Genomic DNA, 16,366 nt, shown 5'->3' with positions numbered 1-16,366 from the left:
GGGGCTCAGGGAAGGGGCTGCAAGGGCTCGCTCAGGTGCGGCGGCGGGCCCAGTTGCGAGCGCAGGCGCTCGCCGGTGCGCTGCACGCGCTCGGCCAGCGCGGGCGTGTGCGCATCGACCACGGTGGGCGTGACGAAGACGACCAGCTCGGTCTCCTTGTTCTGGAAGCGCCGCGAGCGGAACAGCGCGCCGAGCACGGGCAGGTCGCCCAGCAGCGGCACCTTGTCGACCTGGCCGGCCTGCTCGCGCTGGATCAGGCCGCTGAGCACCAGGGTCTGGCCGTCGCGCACGTTGAACTCGGTGCTGGTCTTGCGCGACAGCAGCGCCGGCCCCGCGGGCGTGCTCACCGAGGGATCGATCTGGCTCACCTCGGTCTCGACGGTCGCGCGGATCACACCGCTCGCGTCGACGCGCGGCTGGATGTCGAGCCGCACGCCATAGGGCTTGAACAGCACCGTGGGCCCGTTGACCGTGGACACGGTGTACGGGTATTCGCCGCCCGCGAGAAAGCTCGCCTTGGCGCCGTTGCGCGCCGACAGCTGCGGCTCGGCGAGCACGGTGCTGTGGCCGTTCTGCAGCAGCAGGTTGAGCTGCGCGCCCAGGCCCGCGTTGACCGCGCTGAGCAGCGTGAGCGCGCGCGGCACGGGAATGCCGCTGGCCGAACCGTCGGCGTTGGTGATGGGCAGGCCGCCGGTGCCCGAGGGCACGCCGATCTGGTAGGGCGCCACCGGGCCGCGGTGCCCGGGCGACCAGATGCCGCCCACGGCCGCGCCGCCCATGGCCGTCCACTTCAGCCCGATCTCGCGCAGCTCGTTGACGGGGAACTCGACCACCTTCACGTCCATGAGCACCATCTGCTCCCAGCCGAGGCGGTTGGTGAAGTTGACGATCTGCGGGTAGGTCTTGGCCAGCACCTCGATCTTCGCGAGGTCGAGGTCGGAGAGCTGCTCGCCCTCGACGATCACCTTGTCGCCGATCACCGAGGCGCGCGCGTTGGGAATGGCGCCCAGGAAGGCCGCGACCTCGCGCGCCACGCGGCCAACGTCGCCCGCGACGATGTGGACCTTGATGCGCTGGTGCCGGCCGTCGGCGTTCCACACGAACAGCGACGAGGTGCCCGCGCCGTTGGCAAAAAGGATCACCTCGCGGTCGTCGAGCGCGGCGGCCGTGAGCAGGCTGCCGTTGCCCACCGCGATGCGTGCCACGCCCGGCGTGGGGAACACGCGCGACTCGCCCACGAACATCTCGATCTCCGCCACGTCCGCGGCCTCGCTCTCGGTCTCGCGGATGGGTGCGTAAGCGGGGCGCACGGGCCGCGCGGCACGGCGGGTGGGGGGCGCCGCGCCAATGCGCGGCGGCGGGCTGTCGGCATAAAGCGTGTCGGCCGGCCGCGCGAGCGACGGCCATGGCAACAGAACCAGCGCGGCGAGCAGCGGCGCGGTGCGGGGCACATGCGGCATGGGAAGGTCCGTGAAAGGGGTGGGGTCAGGGTCTGGGCTCAGCCGGGCGCGCGCCCAGGTGCAGGTCGCCCGCGGCCACCTTGCCGGCGCGCCCGCCGTAGAGCACGGGCACTTCGCGCGCAAGCGGGTCGCCGCCGCCCGCGAGCCAGGCCAGCAGGTCTCGCGGTGCGCCGGGCAGCGGCGCCTTGTCCTGGGGATGGCGCAGCAGCGCGGTGAGCTTGCCGAGCTCGCGCGCGGCGATCAGGTTGCGCGCCTCGGCCGGGTCGGCGTCGAGCGTGACCGTGGCGTACAGCCGCGACTCGCCGCTGCGCGGATCGTCCAGGGCGCGCTGGCCCGTGGCCATCACCGTGACGGCCTGCAGCAAGGGGAACACGCGCTTGCGCCCCTGGTGTTCGAGCGTGAGCACGAGGTCGATCAGGTCGCCGGGCTCGAGCAGGCCGGAGATCGCGTTGATTTCGTCGACCGGCACCGTCAGCGCACGCCGGCCCGGGGCCACGCGCGCGGAGAAGGTGGGCACGCGCGTGCCTTCCACCATGCCCAGCAGGATCGCTTCGCCGCCCTTGGCGTCGAACGCCAGCGCCTTGCCGTCCACGCGGTCGAACTGCTCGGGCCGCAGCGCCAGGCTGTGCACGAAGTCGGCCGGCACGGGCCGCAGTGCGAGGTTGTCGCTGCTCAGGCGCTCGCCTTTGGCGAGGTCGACCTTGGCCACCACCACCTCGACCATCCGCCCCTTGCCCTGGGCCTCGATCGCGGCGAGCTGGCTGGCCAGGTAGCTGCGCGCACCGAGCGCGGCGGCCAGGCCGATGGACAGGGCCACGCCGAGCACGATCCAGAGTCGGTTGGGCTTGAGGCGGGTGAAGGCGGCGGGCGGTTTCATGGGCGGATGGACAAAAACAAAGGGGTTCACCAGGGCAGCGACAGCGCAAATCCGAAGCGCTGGTAGGCCACGCGCAGGGCGTCGAGCAGTTGCACCAGCACGCTGGCGTCGCTGCCCATGCCGATGCCCAGCGCCAGGGCCAGCGCGGCGCAGACCACCACGTACTCCAGGCTCGACTGGCCGCGCGCGCGGGGTCGGGCCTTCACGGCAGCGGCTCCCGCGGGGTGACGGTGGTGAGCACCACGCTCGCGCGCCCGTCGGGCAGGCGGCCGATCACGGCCAGCGCTTCGCGGCCCGGCCCCTCGAACAGCAGCACGCGCCCGGTCTCGGCGGTGTGCCGCAGCGCCATGCCCAGATCCTTCATCGCGGTGCCGAGCGCTCGGGCGTTGAGCGCCTGGCTCAGGCCGTTGCGGTAGACAAGCTGGTTCGACCAGCGATCGCCGTCGCGCGCGCGGGTGTGGCTCAGCAGCTGCGATCCCGCGGGCAGCCGTTGCAGCCAGCGCCGCACCAGCGCCTGCTGGTGCTCGCGCTGCCCGGCCGCCCGCGCGAGGTCGGCGGTCACCAGCAAGGCACGCGAGCCACCCGACGCGGCCTCGCCCTCGTCGATCTGCACGGTGGTGTAGAAGCCGCCATGGGCATGACCCAGCACGCGTTGCCGGCCCAGGCGGCTTTCGACCACCGCACCGCCCAGGCTGGCGCGCAGGGCGGCCGCGAGCGCGGGGGCCGACAAGGCCGATCGCAGGCTTTGCACGCGCAGCGGCACGCCATTGAGTTCCAGCCCGTCGGTGATCGGCGAGCGGCTCACGGCCGCGGGCAGCGCCAGCTCGGGCCAGCGGCGCTCGGCGTTCGCGGACGCGGCCAGCAGGACATACACGCCCAGCGCACAGAGCCACCGCCCGGGCGGTGCAAGACGGTCGATGCTCATGGCTGGCGCAGGCGGTCGGGCGGCACCACGTCCTGCCAGAAGTCGAGCTGGCCCAGCCGGGGTGCGCCGATGCCGCCGGGCAGTTCGATCGCCTGCATGAGGGGATCGACCAGGCCCGAGAGCGGGCGCAGCACGCTGCCGGGAAACACCAGCGGGTTGTCGAGCCGGCCCTGCACCTGGGCGGGATCGCGTGCGCCCCAGCCGTCGATGAGCAGGCTGGTGCGGCGCGACACCACCAGGCCGATCCGATCGAAGGGCTGGTAGGCCCGCAGGCCCGGCGGCAGATCGGCCAGCCGCACCTGCACGCGCGCGGTGTAGAGGCCGCGGCTTTGCAGCGAGAGCGCGCCGTGCAAGGGAAAGGCGCGGCCGTCGCCCGCGGCGGAGAAGGCCTCGCCGTGCGTGGCGCCCCCGGGGCCCGGGCCGAAGGCCAGCGTCACGTCCTCGGCCGGGCGCACCAGGGGCGTGCCGTCGGGCCGCTGCCAGAACGCCGGGGCGCCGCGAGGGGTCTCGCCGCTGCGGATCGGTGCGTCGACGCCGGCGAAGAAGCGCTGGCGCAGCTCGTTCGCGAGTTGCGCTTCGGGCTCGAAGCCGCCGCCCGCGGCGTGGCGCGCCATGGCGGTGAAGGCCGCGTGGCGCGCGGCCAGCAGGGTGCTGTGCGCCACGTCCTGGTAGCGCGCCACCCAGGGCATGAGCAGGAACAGCGGCACCAGGGCCAGCGCGACCACGAGGAACTCGGTGAGCGCCTGGCCGCGCTGGCGCGGCCGTCGACCCGCGGGCTTCTGTACGGTCGCGAGGAGGAAGGCCGGCGTGCTCACTGGCCTACCCTCCGTGCCGTGCACTGCGGGGCTGAGCGCCTTGGGAACGGCCCGGCGGCGCTCATGGCATCACCACGCCCTGCAGCGCGCCCGCGCGGCCCAGGTAGGGCGAGGCGTCGATCAGCCGCGCCTGCCAGTACGGGTTGAACAGGCTCGCGAGTTCGGCGTTGCCGTCGTCGCGGGGCGTGGGCCGCTCGAAGTAGGCCTGCGACGCCGACACACCGGCGTAGACCGCGCGCGCGGGCCGCGCGGCGTAGCGGTTGAGCCGCGCCGAGGCCGGCACCTGCGCGCGCGCATCGGAGGTGCGCGTCTGGTCGGCCGCGCGCGTGACACGCACCGCGAAGTCCAGCCGCGGGTCGCCGCCGGCCTGCGAGCGCGCGGCGGCCGAGAGCTCGAAGAAGCCCGGCAGACCGCTGTAGCGCCAGTCGTTCGACGAGGCCTGCGCGGTGGCTCTGGGGTTGGTGCGCGCGCCCGGCGCATCGCCGTTGTCGCCGTCGCCATCGCCGGTGTTGGCGGCCTGCGCGCCCTCGCCCAGCGCCTGCTCGCTGGCGCGGCAGCGCGGCACCCAGCGCCCGCGCAGCCGAAAGCGCCAGATCGACACCGTGTCGAGCGCGCGCCATTCGTCGTAGCCCACCAGCGTGGTGCCGCCGGCGCGCTCCACGCGGTCGTTGTGCCCGCCCCCGAGGTCGACGCAGGTGGGATAGCCCGATTCGCTGCGCCAGCTGCGCGTGGGCAGGAAGGGGTCGAGGCCCGCGGCGGCCAGCGTGGCCTGCTTGAAGCGCTCGCGTTCGTCGCCGCTGTAGCGGTGCATGAAGGGGCGGCCGTCGAAGTCGAGGTAGCCATCGGCCAGCGGCACGGCATCGACATGCACCTCGCCGTCGTCGGCGTAGTTGGCCCGCGCCACTTCCTCCATCACGGCCTGTCGCATGCCGGGCAGCGCCGCGGCCATGGTGGCCTGGGCCGCCTGCAGGGCCAGCTTGGCCGCTTCGGCGGGCAGCACGGCCGCCTCGGTGGCCTGCTCCACGGCCTGCGCCACGGGCTCCACGAAGCCATAGGCATTGGCGTAGTACAGGCCGATGCACACGGGCGCGTACATCAGCATGGCCTTGGCCGTGGGCTCGGCGTACTGGGGCACCGAGCAGCCCAGCTGCGCCGTGCTGTCGGCATGCGTCTGCACATACTGCGCCCACGACGACAGGCTCACCATTTGCGCGATGGCCACCTCATTGGCGATCAGGGCGCGGTTGGTGTACGCCGCATGGTTGAGGGCGCGCGCGTTCATCACGCCCGCGCTGTAGGCCACGGCGTCGGCCGTGTTCACGAGCTGGGTTTTTTCGCGGGTGAGCTGGCCGGTGTTGAACAGGAAGAACAGCGCGGCCAGCCCGCCCACGAGGACGAACAGACCGTAGACCAGCGCCTGGCCTTGCTGGCGGGCGCTCCGCCCCCGCCTTCTTCCGGTGCAACCCGGCCCGCGCGCGAAGCGGCAGGGGGCTTGCATGGCGCAGCGACGGGCGCGACTAGCGCGACTCGTCGTTCTGGTAGCTGCCCAGGCCCTTCTTCTTGTTGCCTTCGGCCAGGGCCGCGTCGGCGGCCGTCTTGGATTGCTGAATGGCCGTGCTGGCCGACTGGCCCGAGACCTCCAGCGCGATGCCCGCGGTCTGGTTGCGGATGGTCTGGCCGAAGAACTGGTAGACCGCGATCGCCGCCACCGCGATCAGCGCGACGATGACGATGTATTCGGTCATGCCCTGGCCGCGGTGACAGCGGCGGCCAGGGCGGCGTGCGTGCAAACCCATGGTGTCCCTCCTGAATGCCTGGCGGACGGTGTGCCGCCTTGTGGCGCCGCGAATGCTAGGAGGAAAGCACGCTCAGCCATTACATCGGGGAGGTATCGCGCGGCCGATCGCAAACACAAAAGTCATGGCTCAGGCCGCCGCAACGCGGGGCGCGGGACGGGCCTCGGTGATGGGCAGGTGCACCAGGGCCGCGCCCACGGCCAGCACGATGTCGACATACCAGACCCAGTCGTAGCTGCCCGTGGCCTCGAACACGCGCCCTCCCAGCCAGGCCCCGAGGAAGCCGCCGATCTGGTGCGCGAACATCACCGCGCCGAACAGCATGGCCAGGTTGCCCACGCCGAAGAACTTGGCCACCAGGCCCACCGTGGGCGGCACGGTCGACAGGAAAGTGAAGCCCATGACCGCGGCGAACACCAGCATCACGGCCTCGGTCTTGGGCGCGAGCAGGAACACGAGCACCGCGAGGCCACGCGTGGCGTACACCAGCGACAGCAGCGACTTCATGCGCCAGCGCCCCACGGCCCAGCCCATGGCCAGGCTGCCCATGATGTTGAACAGGCCGATGATGCCCAGCGCCCAGGCGCCCACGGGTGCGGGCAGGCCGCAGGCCGCGACCACGCCGGGCAGGTGCGTGGCGAGAAAGGCCACGTGGAAGCCGCAAACGAAAAAGCCCGCCGACAGCATGAGGTAGCCCGGGTGGCGCAGCGCCCGGGCCAGGGCCTCGCGCGCCGGCAGCGCCGCGGCCGCGGGCGCACCGGCGGTGGCCATCGGCCCGCCGCGCAGCACCAGGGCCGCGGGCAGGGCCAGCAGCACGATGAAGGCCAGCGCCTGCAGCGCCCCCACCCAGCCCAGGCTGGCGGTGAGCGCGGCGGCCAGCGGCGCCATGAGGAACTGGCCGAAAGAGCCGCCCGCGTTGACCACGCCCGTGGCCAGGCCGCGGCGCTCGGGCGGCATCAGCCGGCTGGTGGCGGCCATCAGCACCGAAGGCCCGGCCATGCCCGCGCCGCCCGCGGCCAGGATGCCCAGCGACAGGATCAGGCCCCAGGTGCTGGTCATGAAGGGCGTGAGGAAGGTGCCCAGCGCCACCAGGCTCACGCCCAGCAGCAGCACGCGGCCCGCGCCCACGCGGTCGGCGAAGGCGCCCGCGAACGGTTGCGTGAGGCCCCACCAGAGCTGGCCGAAGGCGAAGGCCAGGCTGATGCTGGCCACGCCCAGGCCGGTGGCGGTGTTGATGGGCGACAGGAAGAAGCCCATGGTCTGGCGCGTGCCCATGGTGAGCGCAAAAGTGCCCGCGGCCGCGAGCAGCACCAGCCACCACAGGCGGGCGCGGGGTTCATTCAAGGCCATGGCCGGCTCCTTCCTCGTCGAGGATCTGCAGGGATTCGTCGATCAACGCATGCAAGGCCACCACGCGCTCGGGGCCCAGGCGCGCGTTGAGCGCTTCCTGCGCCGCGCGCCAGCGGCGCTGGGCTTCGCTGCGCTTGGCCTGTCCCTCGGGCGTGGCCTGGATGAACCAGCTGCGCGCGTCGGGCCCGGGGGCCTGCTCGACCCAGCCGGCCTCGATCAGCGGGCGCAGGTTGCGCGACAGCGTGGACGCGCTCATGTGCATCTGCTGCGCGAGCTCCACCGCCCGGATGGGGCCGAGCTTGGTGATGTGCGAGAGCAGCGTGTACTGCGTGGTCTTGAGGCCGGTCTTGCCGACCTCGGCATCGTAGTGCGCACCCACCACCCGCACCAGCTGGCGCAGCTTGAAGTTGGTGCAGCCCTGCGGGCGCACCGCCGGGGGGCTGCTTGACGCGGGTGTGACAGCTGACATGCGATCAATTGTATCTACAATCAATGCATATGCAACCGAATCGGAGATTTCCATGAGCGATACCCTGCAGCAATGGCTGGCCGACGAAGAGGCCGTGCTGGCCGCACTGGCCAAGGGCCCGGGACCGGGCGTGGCATTGCCCGATCAGGTGGCGGGCAAAAGCGGCCTCGAGCTGATGCACGCCATGCTGCGCGGCGAGCTGCCCTATGCGGCCATCGCGCCCACGCTCGATTTCCTCATCGTGGGCGTGGGCGACGGCACCGCGACCTTCCAGGGCACGCCCCTGCCCCGCCATTTCAATCCCATGGGCACGGTGCACGGCGGCTGGTTCGCCACCCTGCTCGACTCGGCCCTGGGCTGCGCCGTGCACACCAAGATGCCGCCCGGCCGCGCCTACACCACGGCCGAACTCGGCGTGAACATCGTGCGCGCGCTCACGCCCAAGGTGCCGCGCGTGCGCGCCATCGGCCAGGTGGTGCACTGCGGCCGCCAGCTCGCCACGGCCGAGGCCCGGCTGGTGGGGCCCGACGGCACGCTGTACGCGCATGCCACGACGACCTGCCTGGTTTTCGAGACGCGCTGACAATACGGCCCATGCGAATCCTCCACACCATGCTGCGCGTGGGCAACCTCCAGCGCTCGATCGACTTCTACACGAACGTGCTCGGCATGAAGCTGCTGCGCACCTCCGACAACCCCGAGTACAAGTACTCGCTCGCCTTCCTGGGCTTCGAGAGCAACCCGGCGCAGGCCGAGATCGAGCTCACCTACAACTGGGGCGTGGAGCAGTACGAGATGGGCACGGCCTACGGCCACATTGCGTTGGGCGTGTCCGACGCCTACGCGGCCTGCGAGAAGATCAAGGCCGCGGGCGGCAACGTGACGCGCGAAGCCGGCCCGGTGAAAGGCGGCACCACGGTGATCGCTTTCGTGACCGATCCCGACGGCTACAAGATCGAGCTGATCCAGCGCGCCGATGACCAGGCCAGCGGCCAGGGCCTGCGCTGACCAGCGGCGCGAGCGCCCAAACAAAAGGCCCGGGGACACCGGGCCTTTTGCATGGCGCTGCGCTGCGCGTTCAGCGCACGATCACGACCTCGACGCGGCGCGCCTCGGCGTCGGCACCGCTGCCCGTGGTCACCTCGGGCTTCTTGAGCTCCAGGCTGGCTTCGGCCACACCGGCGCCGACCAGCGCGTCGCGCACGGCCAGGGCGCGCTGCTTGGCCAGTTCGGCGTTGAAGGCGGCGTCGCCGGTGGCGTCGTGGAAGCCCGAGAGCACCAGGCGGGCGCCGCCCTTGGCGGCTTCGATGGACTCGGCCAGCGCCACCAGGGCGCCCGGGGCCAGGTCGGCCTTGCCGGTGGCGAAGTAGAACTTCACCACGCCGTTTTCCACCACCACGCTCGCGTCGGTGGCCGAGACGACCACCGCGGCGGGCGCCGCCGCGGCCTTGGCGGGCTTGGCGCCGCGCGCCGAGAACACGCCCAGGCCCAGCACACCGCCGATGATGAGCACGATGAGGGCAATGAGCACCACCGCGACGACGCGTTGTTCGGGTTCGTTATCCTGTGTGGCCATGCGATGGACTCCTGTGATCGGGTGTTCGGGGAAAACCCGGCATTCTAGTGAATCGGCATGAAGCGTTTGACGACCTGGAACCCCGCGGAACGCGACGGCCTGGCCATGATGGCCGACACCCTGGCCGACTGGCACACCCAGGGCCCCGAGGCCGACCTCTGGGTGTTCGCCTACGCCTCGCTGGTGTGGCGGCCCGAATTCGAAGCCGCCGAAACCCGCCCCGCCCGCGTGCACGGCTACCACCGCTGCCTGCAGATGTGGAGCCGCGTCAACCGCGGCACGCCCGAATGCCCGGGCCTGGTGTTCGCGCTCATGGCCGGCGGCAGCTGCGACGGCCTGGCCTTGCGCGTGCCGCGCGAGCAGGTGGCCGGCCTCATGCCGCGCCTGTGGGCGCGCGAGATGCCCAACCCCGTCTACGACCCCAAATGGCTGCGCGCACGCACGCCGCAGGGCGAGGTGCGTGCGCTGGCGTTCACGCTCTCGCACCGCAGCCCGAGCTACACCGGCGAGCTGCCGCCCGAGCGCTACCGCGAGATTTTTTCGGTCTCGTGCGGCCGCTACGGCACCACGCTGGACTACGCTCGCCAGACCTTCCATGGCCTCAAGGCCCACGGCATCCACGACCACGCGCTCGAAAAACTGCTGCGCCTGGCCGACGACCTCCCCACACCCACCACACCATGAACATCGCCGACCTGCGCAAGAGCTACGAAAAAGCCGAACTCAGCGAAGACGCCTCGCACGCCGACCCGCTGCAGCAGTTCGACCAATGGCTGAAAGAAGCCATCGCGGCCGAGGTGCCCGAGCCCAACGCCATGACCCTGGCCACCGTGGGTTCCGACCTGCGGCCCAGCACGCGCGTGGTGCTCATCAAGGGCTACGACGCGCGCGGCATCGTCTGGTACACCAACTACCAGAGCCGCAAGGGCCGCGAGCTCGCGGGCAATCCGTTCGCGGCGCTGCAGTTCCACTGGGTCGAGCTCGAGCGCGTGGTGCGCATCGAAGGCCGGGTGGAGAAGACCAGCGACGAAGAAAGCGACGCCTACTTCCACAGCCGCCCGCTCGACAGCCGCATCGGCGCCTGGGCGAGCCCGCAAAGCGAGGTGATCGAGAGCCGCACGGTGCTCGTGACCAACGCCGCGAAGTACGGCGCGCAGTTCCTGCTCAAGCCGCCGCGCCCGCCGCACTGGGGCGGCTACCGCCTGGTGCCCGACACCTGGCAGTTCTGGCAGGGCCGCAAGAGCCGGCTGCACGACCGGCTGCGCTACCGGCTCGATGGCGGCGCCTGGGTGCGCGAGCGGCTCGCTCCCTGAGCCGACCCGGCGCCTCAGCCGGTCAGCCGCTCGATCGGCTGGTCGGCGACGGCGGACAGCCAGGCCGCGGGCACACGCTGCGGCGCGATCTCGGCCAGCGGGTGCAGCACGAAGGCGCGCTGGCGCCAGCGCGGGTGCGGCACCGTGAGCGCGGTCGAATCGATGGTGCCGTCGCCGTAGAACAGCAGGTCGAGGTCGAGCGTGCGCGGCGCGTGGCGGTAGGGCCGCTCGCGGCCCGCGGCGTTTTCGATCGCCTGCAGCGCGCCGAGCAGCGCGGGCGCGTGCAGCGTGGTGGCGACCTCGGCCACGGCATTGATGAAGTCGGGGCCGCTGGCCTCGAAGGGCGCGGTGCGGTAGAGGCTGGACGCCTTCACGAGCCGCAGGCCCGGCGTGTGCTCCAGCGCCAGCAGGGCTTGCCGCACGGCCTGCGCGGCGTCACCGAGGTTGGCCCCCAGGGCCACGAAGGCCTGGACCGGCGGGCGCGATTCAGGCGGGCGCATCGCCGCCACCGGGCGGGCCGTTGTCGGCGCCGCCCTCGGCGCGCGGGGCGCCGTTGGGCTTGCGGCGGCGGCGGCGGCGCTTCTTGGCGGGCGCGGCTTCGCCTTCGGCCAGCGGCGCGGCCTCGGCATCGGCTTCGGGGCCTTCGCCCTCGTCGCCCGCGGGCTCGCGCCAGCGCGGGTCGTCGTCGACCGGCGCCGCCGCGCTGGCCGGATGGTCGGCGTCACCGCGCTTGACGCGCCGCGCCTTGGGCGCGCCGCGTCCCGCGTTGCGCTGGGCGTCGATCATGTCCTGGCGGCGCTCGTCGCTCGCGGTGCTGAAGGTTTCCCACCAGTGCGCGAGTTCTTCGTCGCACTCGCCGACCTGCGCGCGCAGGCGCAGGAAGTCGAAGCCGGCGCGGAAGCGCGGCTGCTCCACGAGCGTGAACACGCCGCTGCCGGTGCGCTTGTCGAAGCGCGGCTGCATGAGCCAGATCTCGCGCATGTCGGCGCCGAGCTTGCCGCGGCCGGAGACGTCGCCGATGCGCGCGTCGAAGGCCTCGTCGATGGCGTCCTGCAGCGCGGCAAAGGCCGGCACGGGCTTGTGGCCGGGACGCGCTTCGAGGCGGCGCTCCCATCCGCGGCGCACGTCGGCCCAGAGCACGCAGGCCAGCAGGAAGCTCGGCGCCACGGGCTTGCCCTCGCCCACGCGGCGGTCGGTGTCCTGCAGCGCGAGCTTCACGAAGGGGTCGTCGGCGCGCTGCACCACGATGTCGAGCAGCGGGTAGATGCCGCGGTCCACGCCCAGCGCCTTGAGCTGGGCCACGCTGGCCAGCGCGTGGCCGGTCTGCAGCAGCTTGAGCATCTCGTCGAACAGGCGGCTCTGCGGCACGTCCTGCAGCAGCTGCACCGAGGCGATCAGCGGCTCGCGCGTCTTGGCATCGAGCTTGAAGCCCAGCGGCGCGAGCTTGGCCGCGAAGCGCACGGCGCGGATGATGCGCACCGGGTCTTCGCGGTAGCGCGTGGGCACGTCGCCGATCATGCGCAGCAGCTTCTTCTGCGCGTCGCGGATGCCGTGGTGGAAGTCGACCACGGTCTGCGTCTCGGGGTCGTAGTACATGGCGTTGACCGAGAAGTCGCGGCGCGCCGCGTCCTGCTCGATCGGGCCCCAGACGTTGTCGCGCAGCACGCGCCCGCTCGCGTCCACGGCGTGCTTCATGCCCGAGAGCTCGCCCTTGCTGGTGCGCTCGTTGCCGGCCACCTGCTCGGCGTCGGCGTTGTCGAGGTAGGCGCGGAAGGTCGAAACCTCGATCACCTCGTGCTCGCGCCCGCGGCCATGCACCACGTGCACGATGCGAAAGCGCCGGCCGATGATGAAGGCGCGCCGGAACAGGCCCTTGACCTGCTCGGGCGTGGCGCTGGTGGCGACGTCGAAGTCTTTGGGGCGCAGGCCGAGCAGCAGGTCGCGCACGGCGCCGCCCACGATGTAGGCCTCGAAGCCGGCCTGCTTGAGGGTGTGCACCACCTCGAGCGCGCGCGGGTCCACCAGTTTGGGGTTGATGCCGTGCACGCTGGCCGGCACGTCTTCGCGTTTGCCGAAGCGCGCGCCCGCGCGGGGGCCGCGGGACTTGCCCAGCAGCTTGTCGATGAATTTCTTGATCATTCGAAGAGGTTCAGGATGCGCCAGCCGCGCGCTTGCGCCAGGGCCTGCAGGCGCTCGTCGGGGTTGGTGGCCACCGGTTCGTGCACCTTCTCGAGCAGCGGCAGGTCGTTCATCGAGTCGCTGTAGAAGGTGCTGTGCGCCAGATCGGACCAGCGCAGGCCGCGATCGGCGAGCCATTGTTCCACACGCGCGACCTTGCCCTCGCGGAACGAGGGCACGCCCGCGATGGCGCCGGTGTACTCGCCGCGCGGATCGGTTTCGAGGTCGATCGCGATCAGGTGTTCGACGCCGAAGGCCTGGGCGATGGGCCGGGTCACGAAGGCGTTGGTGGCGGTGACGATGATGACCGTGTCGCCGGCCTGCTGGTGGCGGCGCACCAGGGCGCGCGCGGCCTCGGTCATGGCGGGGCGGATCACCTCGGCCATGAAGCGCTCGTGCGCGCGCCGGCCTTCGGCCAGTCCGCGCTCGCGCACCGCGCCGGTGGCGAAGCGCACGTAGTCATGGATGTCGAGCGAGCCGGCCTTGTAGGCCTGGTAGTAGCCGTCGTTGGCACGGCGGAAGGCCTCGGCGTCGCGCCAGCCCAGGCGCACGGTGAACTCGCCCCAGGCGTGATCGGAATCGAGCGGGATCAGGGTGTGGTCGAGGTCAAACAGGGCGAGTCGCATTCACTCGTCTTCCAGCATGGATTTGATGAGGGGGATGGTGATGCCGCGCTGGGTGCGCAGCGCGTAGCCGTCGAGCCGTTCGAGCAGCAGCATCAGGCTGGAGAGGTCGCGCGAGAAGCGCTTGAGCATGAAGTCCATCACCTCGTCGCCCAGGAACACGCCGCGCTCGTCGGCGGCGCGGCGCAGCACGGCGCGGCGCTCGGTTTCGCCGAGCGCGCGCAGCTGGAACACGTGGCCCCAGCCCAGGCGCGTGCGCAGGTCTTCGCGCAGCAGCAGGTCGGCGGGCGGCCGGTCGCAGGCCGCGAGCACCCAGCGCGCAGGCCCGTGAGCCGGGCTCTGCGCGTTGACGAACCAGTTGAAGGCCGCGGCCTGCTGGGCGGCGGTGTAGAGCTGCACGTCGTCGAGCAGCACGGCTTCCCAGCGCTCGTCGTAATCGGGCGGATCGAAGCTCGAGGCATCCATCCAGCCCACAGACGCACCCTGCTCGCGCAGCGCTTCACGCACGGCCCGCAGCAGATGGGTCTTGCCGCAGCCGCTCTCGCCCCACAAAAAGGTGGGCACGGGCGAGCGCTGGGGGTTGCGGGCCCACAGCCGCAGGTGCTCGAGCGCGGCCTCGTTGCCCACCGCCACGAAGTTGTCCAGCGTGGGCAGCGGCGCCAGGCCGATGTCGAGCGCGAGTTGCTTCATGGCAGTCGGGGTGGTTCCTTGTGCCCCACGGGCGCCTTCAGGTACAGGTCGCTCGTGAGGTACTGGCGCTTGAGCCGGCGCAGCGCCACCAGCAGCACCGCGCTCGCGGGCAGCGCGATCAGCACGCCCACGAAGCCCAGCAGGTGGCCGAAGGCCAGCAGCGCGAAGATCACCGAAATCGGGTGCAGGCCGATGGCCTCGCCCACCAGGCGCGGCGTGAGGAAGTAGCTCTCGATCAGCTGCCCCACCATGTACACGCCCACCACCAGCGCCACGCCGCTCAAGGACTGGAACTCGAGCAGCGCGGCCAGCACGGCCATCACGAAGCCCAGGCCGAAGCCCAGGTAGGGCACGAAGGTGGCGAGGCCGGTGAACACGCCGATGGGCAGCGCCAGGTTCAGGCCCACCGCGAACAGGCCGACCGAATAGAACACCGCGAGGATGCCCATGACCATGAGCTGGCCGCGCAGGTAGCGGCCCAGCACCTCGTCGGTCTCGTTGAGGAAGTCCTGGACCGACTCCCGCCAGCGCGGCGGCACCAGGGCGCGGCAGCGCGCCATCAGGGCGCGCCAGTCGAGCAGCAGGTAGAAGGCCACGATGGGCATGAGGAACAGGTTGCCGAACAGCGCGGCCAGCGCGCTGCCGCCGATGCGCAGCGACGACAGCAGGCCGGCGAGCAGTTCGCTTTCCTTGCCGCTCACGAGCTGCGAAGCCCATTGGCGCAGCTGGCTCAGGTCGAGCCGCAGCTCGAAGCCGAAGCGCGCGGCCAGGGCCGACAGGCCCGCGCCGATGCGGTCGAACAAGGCCGGCACCTGTTCGCTCAGGAGCGGGATCTGCTGCGTGATGACCGGCACGATGAGCAGCGACACCGCGAGCAGCACCAGCATGAGCAGCGTGACCGACAGCCCCGCGCCCAGCCAGCGCGGCCAGCCGCGCGCGGCCAGGCGCTCGACCAGCGGGTGCATGGCGTAGGCGATCACCAGGGCCACCAGGAAGGGCATGAGCACCGGCGCCAGCAGCACGAGCACGAGCACGGCCACCAGGGCGATGCCCAGCCAGGCGGCGACGCGGGTTTGGATGGGGGTGAAGGTCATGCGGTGGGGGCTTGGCGCCATCGGGGCCCGGCCGGGGCCCGGACCGAGCCCGTAAAATCCGGTTTCGGATTCTATCGGTCACCCCCCGGCCCCCGGGCGTGCGCCCTCCCCCCGTTCACAGCCCGCGGCCCTGCCCCCGCGCCCCCTCCTCATGAGCACCACCCCCCTGTCCTACAAAGACGCCGGCGTCGACATCGACGCGGGCGACGCCCTGGTCGAACGCATCAAGCCGCTGGCGAAGAAGACGATGCGCGAAGGCGTGCTCGCGGGCATCGGCGGCTTCGGTGCGCTGTTCGAGGTGCCCAAGCGCTACCGCGAACCCGTGCTCGTGAGCGGCACCGACGGCGTGGGCACCAAGCTCAAGCTGGCCTTCGAATGGAACATGCACGACACCGTGGGCATCGACCTGGTGGGCATGAGCGTCAACGACGTGCTGGTGCAGGGCGCCGAGCCGCTGTTTTTTCTCGACTACTTCGCCTGCGGCAAGCTCGACGTGGACACGGCCGCGGCCGTGGTCGGCGGCATCGCCAAGGGTTGCGAGCTCTCGGGCTGCGCGCTGATCGGCGGCGAGACCGCCGAAATGCCCGGCATGTACCCGGCGGGCGAATACGACCTGGCCGGCTTCTGCGTGGGCGCAGTTGAAAAATCCAAGATCCTCACGGGCCAGAACGTGGCCGAGGGCGACGTGGTGCTGGGCCTGGCCTCGCACGGCGTGCACTCCAACGGCTTCTCGCTGGTGCGCAAATGCATCGAACGCGCCGGCGCCAGCCTGCCCGCCACGCTCGACGGCATGCCCTTCCGCGAGGCCGTCATGAAGCCCACGCGCCTGTACGTGAAAAACGTGCTGGCCGCGCTGCAGCAGCACCCGATCAAGGCGCTGGCCCACATCACGGGTGGCGGCCTGCTCGAAAACATCCCGCGCGTGCTGCCCGATGCGCTCGCCGCGCACCTCGTCAAAGGCAGCTGGCCCCAGACCGAGCTGTTCGCCTGGCTGCAGAAGACCGCGGGCATCGACGACATCGAGATGAACCGCACCTTCAACAACGGCATCGGCATGGTGGTGGTGATCGCCGCCGACCAGGCCGAGGCCTGCGCCGCCACGCTGCGCGGCCTGGGCGAGACCGTGCACACCATCGGCCGCATCGCACCGCGCGGCGCGGGCGCGGCGGTGGTGGTCGCCTGAGCCTGAAGGGCCGCCGC

Annotated in this window: 20 protein-coding genes; 5 read left to right on the top strand and 15 right to left on the bottom strand. The window is 71.7% G+C overall.

What is annotated here, in order from left to right; translation table 11 throughout:
- Positions 1 to 5 precede the first annotated feature (5 nt).
- The 9 genes from G9Q37_RS02460 to G9Q37_RS02420 form a co-directional block, all read right to left on the bottom strand.
- Positions 6 to 1,460 carry a type II and III secretion system protein family protein gene (locus tag G9Q37_RS02460; protein WP_166224093.1) on the bottom strand — a complete coding sequence of 485 codons (1,455 nt, stop codon included), beginning with the start codon at positions 1,458 to 1,460 and terminating at the stop codon, positions 6 to 8.
- A 25-nt stretch (positions 1,461 to 1,485) separates the two neighbouring features.
- The gene (gene cpaB / locus G9Q37_RS02455; RefSeq protein WP_166224091.1) at positions 1,486 to 2,337 is read right to left on the bottom strand and encodes a Flp pilus assembly protein CpaB; all 852 of its coding nucleotides are present in this window, start codon (positions 2,335 to 2,337) and stop codon (positions 1,486 to 1,488) included.
- Positions 2,338 to 2,363: 26 nt separating this feature from the next.
- Positions 2,364 to 2,543: a hypothetical protein gene (locus G9Q37_RS02450; RefSeq protein ID WP_166224089.1), complete on the bottom strand. Its 180-nt coding sequence runs from the start codon at positions 2,541 to 2,543 to the stop codon at positions 2,364 to 2,366.
- The gene (locus G9Q37_RS02445; RefSeq protein ID WP_166224086.1) at positions 2,540 to 3,262 is read right to left on the bottom strand and encodes a hypothetical protein; all 723 of its coding nucleotides are present in this window, start codon (positions 3,260 to 3,262) and stop codon (positions 2,540 to 2,542) included. The genes G9Q37_RS02450 and G9Q37_RS02445 overlap by 4 nt, the downstream gene beginning before the upstream one ends.
- The gene (locus G9Q37_RS02440) at positions 3,259 to 4,077 is read right to left on the bottom strand and encodes a hypothetical protein (protein ID WP_166224083.1); all 819 of its coding nucleotides are present in this window, start codon (positions 4,075 to 4,077) and stop codon (positions 3,259 to 3,261) included. Before G9Q37_RS02440 ends, G9Q37_RS02445 begins: the two co-directional genes overlap by 4 nt.
- Before the next feature lie 61 nt (positions 4,078 to 4,138).
- A complete protein-coding gene (locus tag G9Q37_RS02435) occupies positions 4,139 to 5,575 on the bottom strand; it encodes a pilus assembly protein TadG-related protein (protein ID WP_166224080.1) in 1,437 nt (478 codons plus the stop codon).
- Between the two features lie 19 nt (positions 5,576 to 5,594).
- Positions 5,595 to 5,873, bottom strand: coding sequence for a hypothetical protein (locus tag G9Q37_RS02430; RefSeq protein WP_166224077.1), 279 nt, complete (start codon positions 5,871 to 5,873; stop codon positions 5,595 to 5,597).
- A gap of 129 nt (positions 5,874 to 6,002) precedes the next feature.
- Complete coding sequence (locus tag G9Q37_RS02425) at positions 6,003 to 7,223, bottom strand: MFS transporter (RefSeq protein WP_166224074.1); 1,221 nt, start codon at positions 7,221 to 7,223, stop codon at positions 6,003 to 6,005.
- Positions 7,210 to 7,692, bottom strand: a complete 483-nt coding sequence (locus tag G9Q37_RS02420) for a MarR family winged helix-turn-helix transcriptional regulator (RefSeq protein WP_166224071.1) — start codon at positions 7,690 to 7,692, stop codon at positions 7,210 to 7,212. Before G9Q37_RS02420 ends, G9Q37_RS02425 begins: the two co-directional genes overlap by 14 nt.
- 52 nt (positions 7,693 to 7,744) lie before the next feature.
- Between G9Q37_RS02420 and G9Q37_RS02415 the strand changes: the two genes are divergently transcribed.
- Positions 7,745 to 8,275, top strand: coding sequence for a PaaI family thioesterase (locus G9Q37_RS02415; protein WP_205710712.1), 531 nt, complete (start codon positions 7,745 to 7,747; stop codon positions 8,273 to 8,275).
- 11 nt (positions 8,276 to 8,286) lie between these two features.
- Entirely contained in the window at positions 8,287 to 8,700 is a 414-nt protein-coding gene (gene gloA, locus G9Q37_RS02410; protein WP_166224065.1) for a lactoylglutathione lyase, read from the top strand.
- 70 nt (positions 8,701 to 8,770) lie between these two features.
- On the opposite strand, the gene G9Q37_RS02405 is transcribed toward gloA, so the two are convergent.
- Complete coding sequence (locus tag G9Q37_RS02405) at positions 8,771 to 9,268, bottom strand: OmpA family protein (RefSeq protein ID WP_166224062.1); 498 nt, start codon at positions 9,266 to 9,268, stop codon at positions 8,771 to 8,773.
- 57 nt (positions 9,269 to 9,325) lie between these two features.
- On the opposite strand from G9Q37_RS02405, the gene G9Q37_RS02400 reads away from it, so the two are divergent.
- Together G9Q37_RS02400 and pdxH are read left to right on the top strand one after the other, a co-directional pair.
- Entirely contained in the window at positions 9,326 to 9,952 is a 627-nt protein-coding gene (locus G9Q37_RS02400; protein ID WP_166224059.1) for a gamma-glutamylcyclotransferase, read from the top strand.
- On the top strand, positions 9,949 to 10,581 hold the full coding sequence (gene pdxH / locus G9Q37_RS02395) for a pyridoxamine 5'-phosphate oxidase (RefSeq protein WP_166224057.1): 633 nt from the start codon (positions 9,949 to 9,951) through the stop codon (positions 10,579 to 10,581). The genes G9Q37_RS02400 and pdxH overlap by 4 nt, the downstream gene beginning before the upstream one ends.
- Positions 10,582 to 10,595: 14 nt before the next feature.
- Here pdxH and folK read toward each other — a convergent pair whose 3' ends face one another.
- The 5 genes from folK to G9Q37_RS02370 are packed head-to-tail and all read right to left on the bottom strand — an operon-like array spanning position 10,596 to position 15,166.
- On the bottom strand, positions 10,596 to 11,081 hold the full coding sequence (gene folK / locus G9Q37_RS02390) for a 2-amino-4-hydroxy-6-hydroxymethyldihydropteridine diphosphokinase (protein ID WP_166224054.1): 486 nt from the start codon (positions 11,079 to 11,081) through the stop codon (positions 10,596 to 10,598).
- Entirely contained in the window at positions 11,068 to 12,720 is a 1,653-nt protein-coding gene (pcnB, locus tag G9Q37_RS02385; protein ID WP_166224051.1) for a polynucleotide adenylyltransferase PcnB, read from the bottom strand. Before pcnB ends, folK begins: the two co-directional genes overlap by 14 nt.
- Positions 12,717 to 13,385 carry a histidinol-phosphatase gene (locus G9Q37_RS02380; protein ID WP_166224048.1) on the bottom strand — a complete coding sequence of 223 codons (669 nt, stop codon included), beginning with the start codon at positions 13,383 to 13,385 and terminating at the stop codon, positions 12,717 to 12,719. The genes pcnB and G9Q37_RS02380 overlap by 4 nt, the downstream gene beginning before the upstream one ends.
- Complete coding sequence (hda, locus tag G9Q37_RS02375; RefSeq protein WP_166224045.1) at positions 13,386 to 14,072, bottom strand: DnaA regulatory inactivator Hda; 687 nt, start codon at positions 14,070 to 14,072, stop codon at positions 13,386 to 13,388.
- Positions 14,069 to 15,166 (bottom strand): AI-2E family transporter, encoded by a 1,098-nt coding sequence (locus tag G9Q37_RS02370; protein WP_166224042.1) that lies wholly within the window; start codon positions 15,164 to 15,166, stop codon positions 14,069 to 14,071. The genes hda and G9Q37_RS02370 overlap by 4 nt, the downstream gene beginning before the upstream one ends.
- Before the next feature lie 151 nt (positions 15,167 to 15,317).
- Here G9Q37_RS02370 and purM point away from each other — a divergent pair, with 151 nt between their 5' ends.
- Positions 15,318 to 16,349 carry a phosphoribosylformylglycinamidine cyclo-ligase gene (gene purM / locus G9Q37_RS02365; RefSeq protein WP_166224039.1) on the top strand — a complete coding sequence of 344 codons (1,032 nt, stop codon included), beginning with the start codon at positions 15,318 to 15,320 and terminating at the stop codon, positions 16,347 to 16,349.
- Positions 16,350 to 16,366 lie beyond the last annotated feature (17 nt).

The sequence above is a fragment of the Hydrogenophaga crocea genome (genome assembly GCF_011388215.1).
Classification (GTDB): Bacteria; Pseudomonadota; Gammaproteobacteria; order Burkholderiales; family Burkholderiaceae_C; genus Hydrogenophaga; species Hydrogenophaga crocea.
The sequence above is the reverse complement of the archived record's forward strand: the minus strand, read 5'-3'. Positions and strand labels throughout refer to the sequence as shown.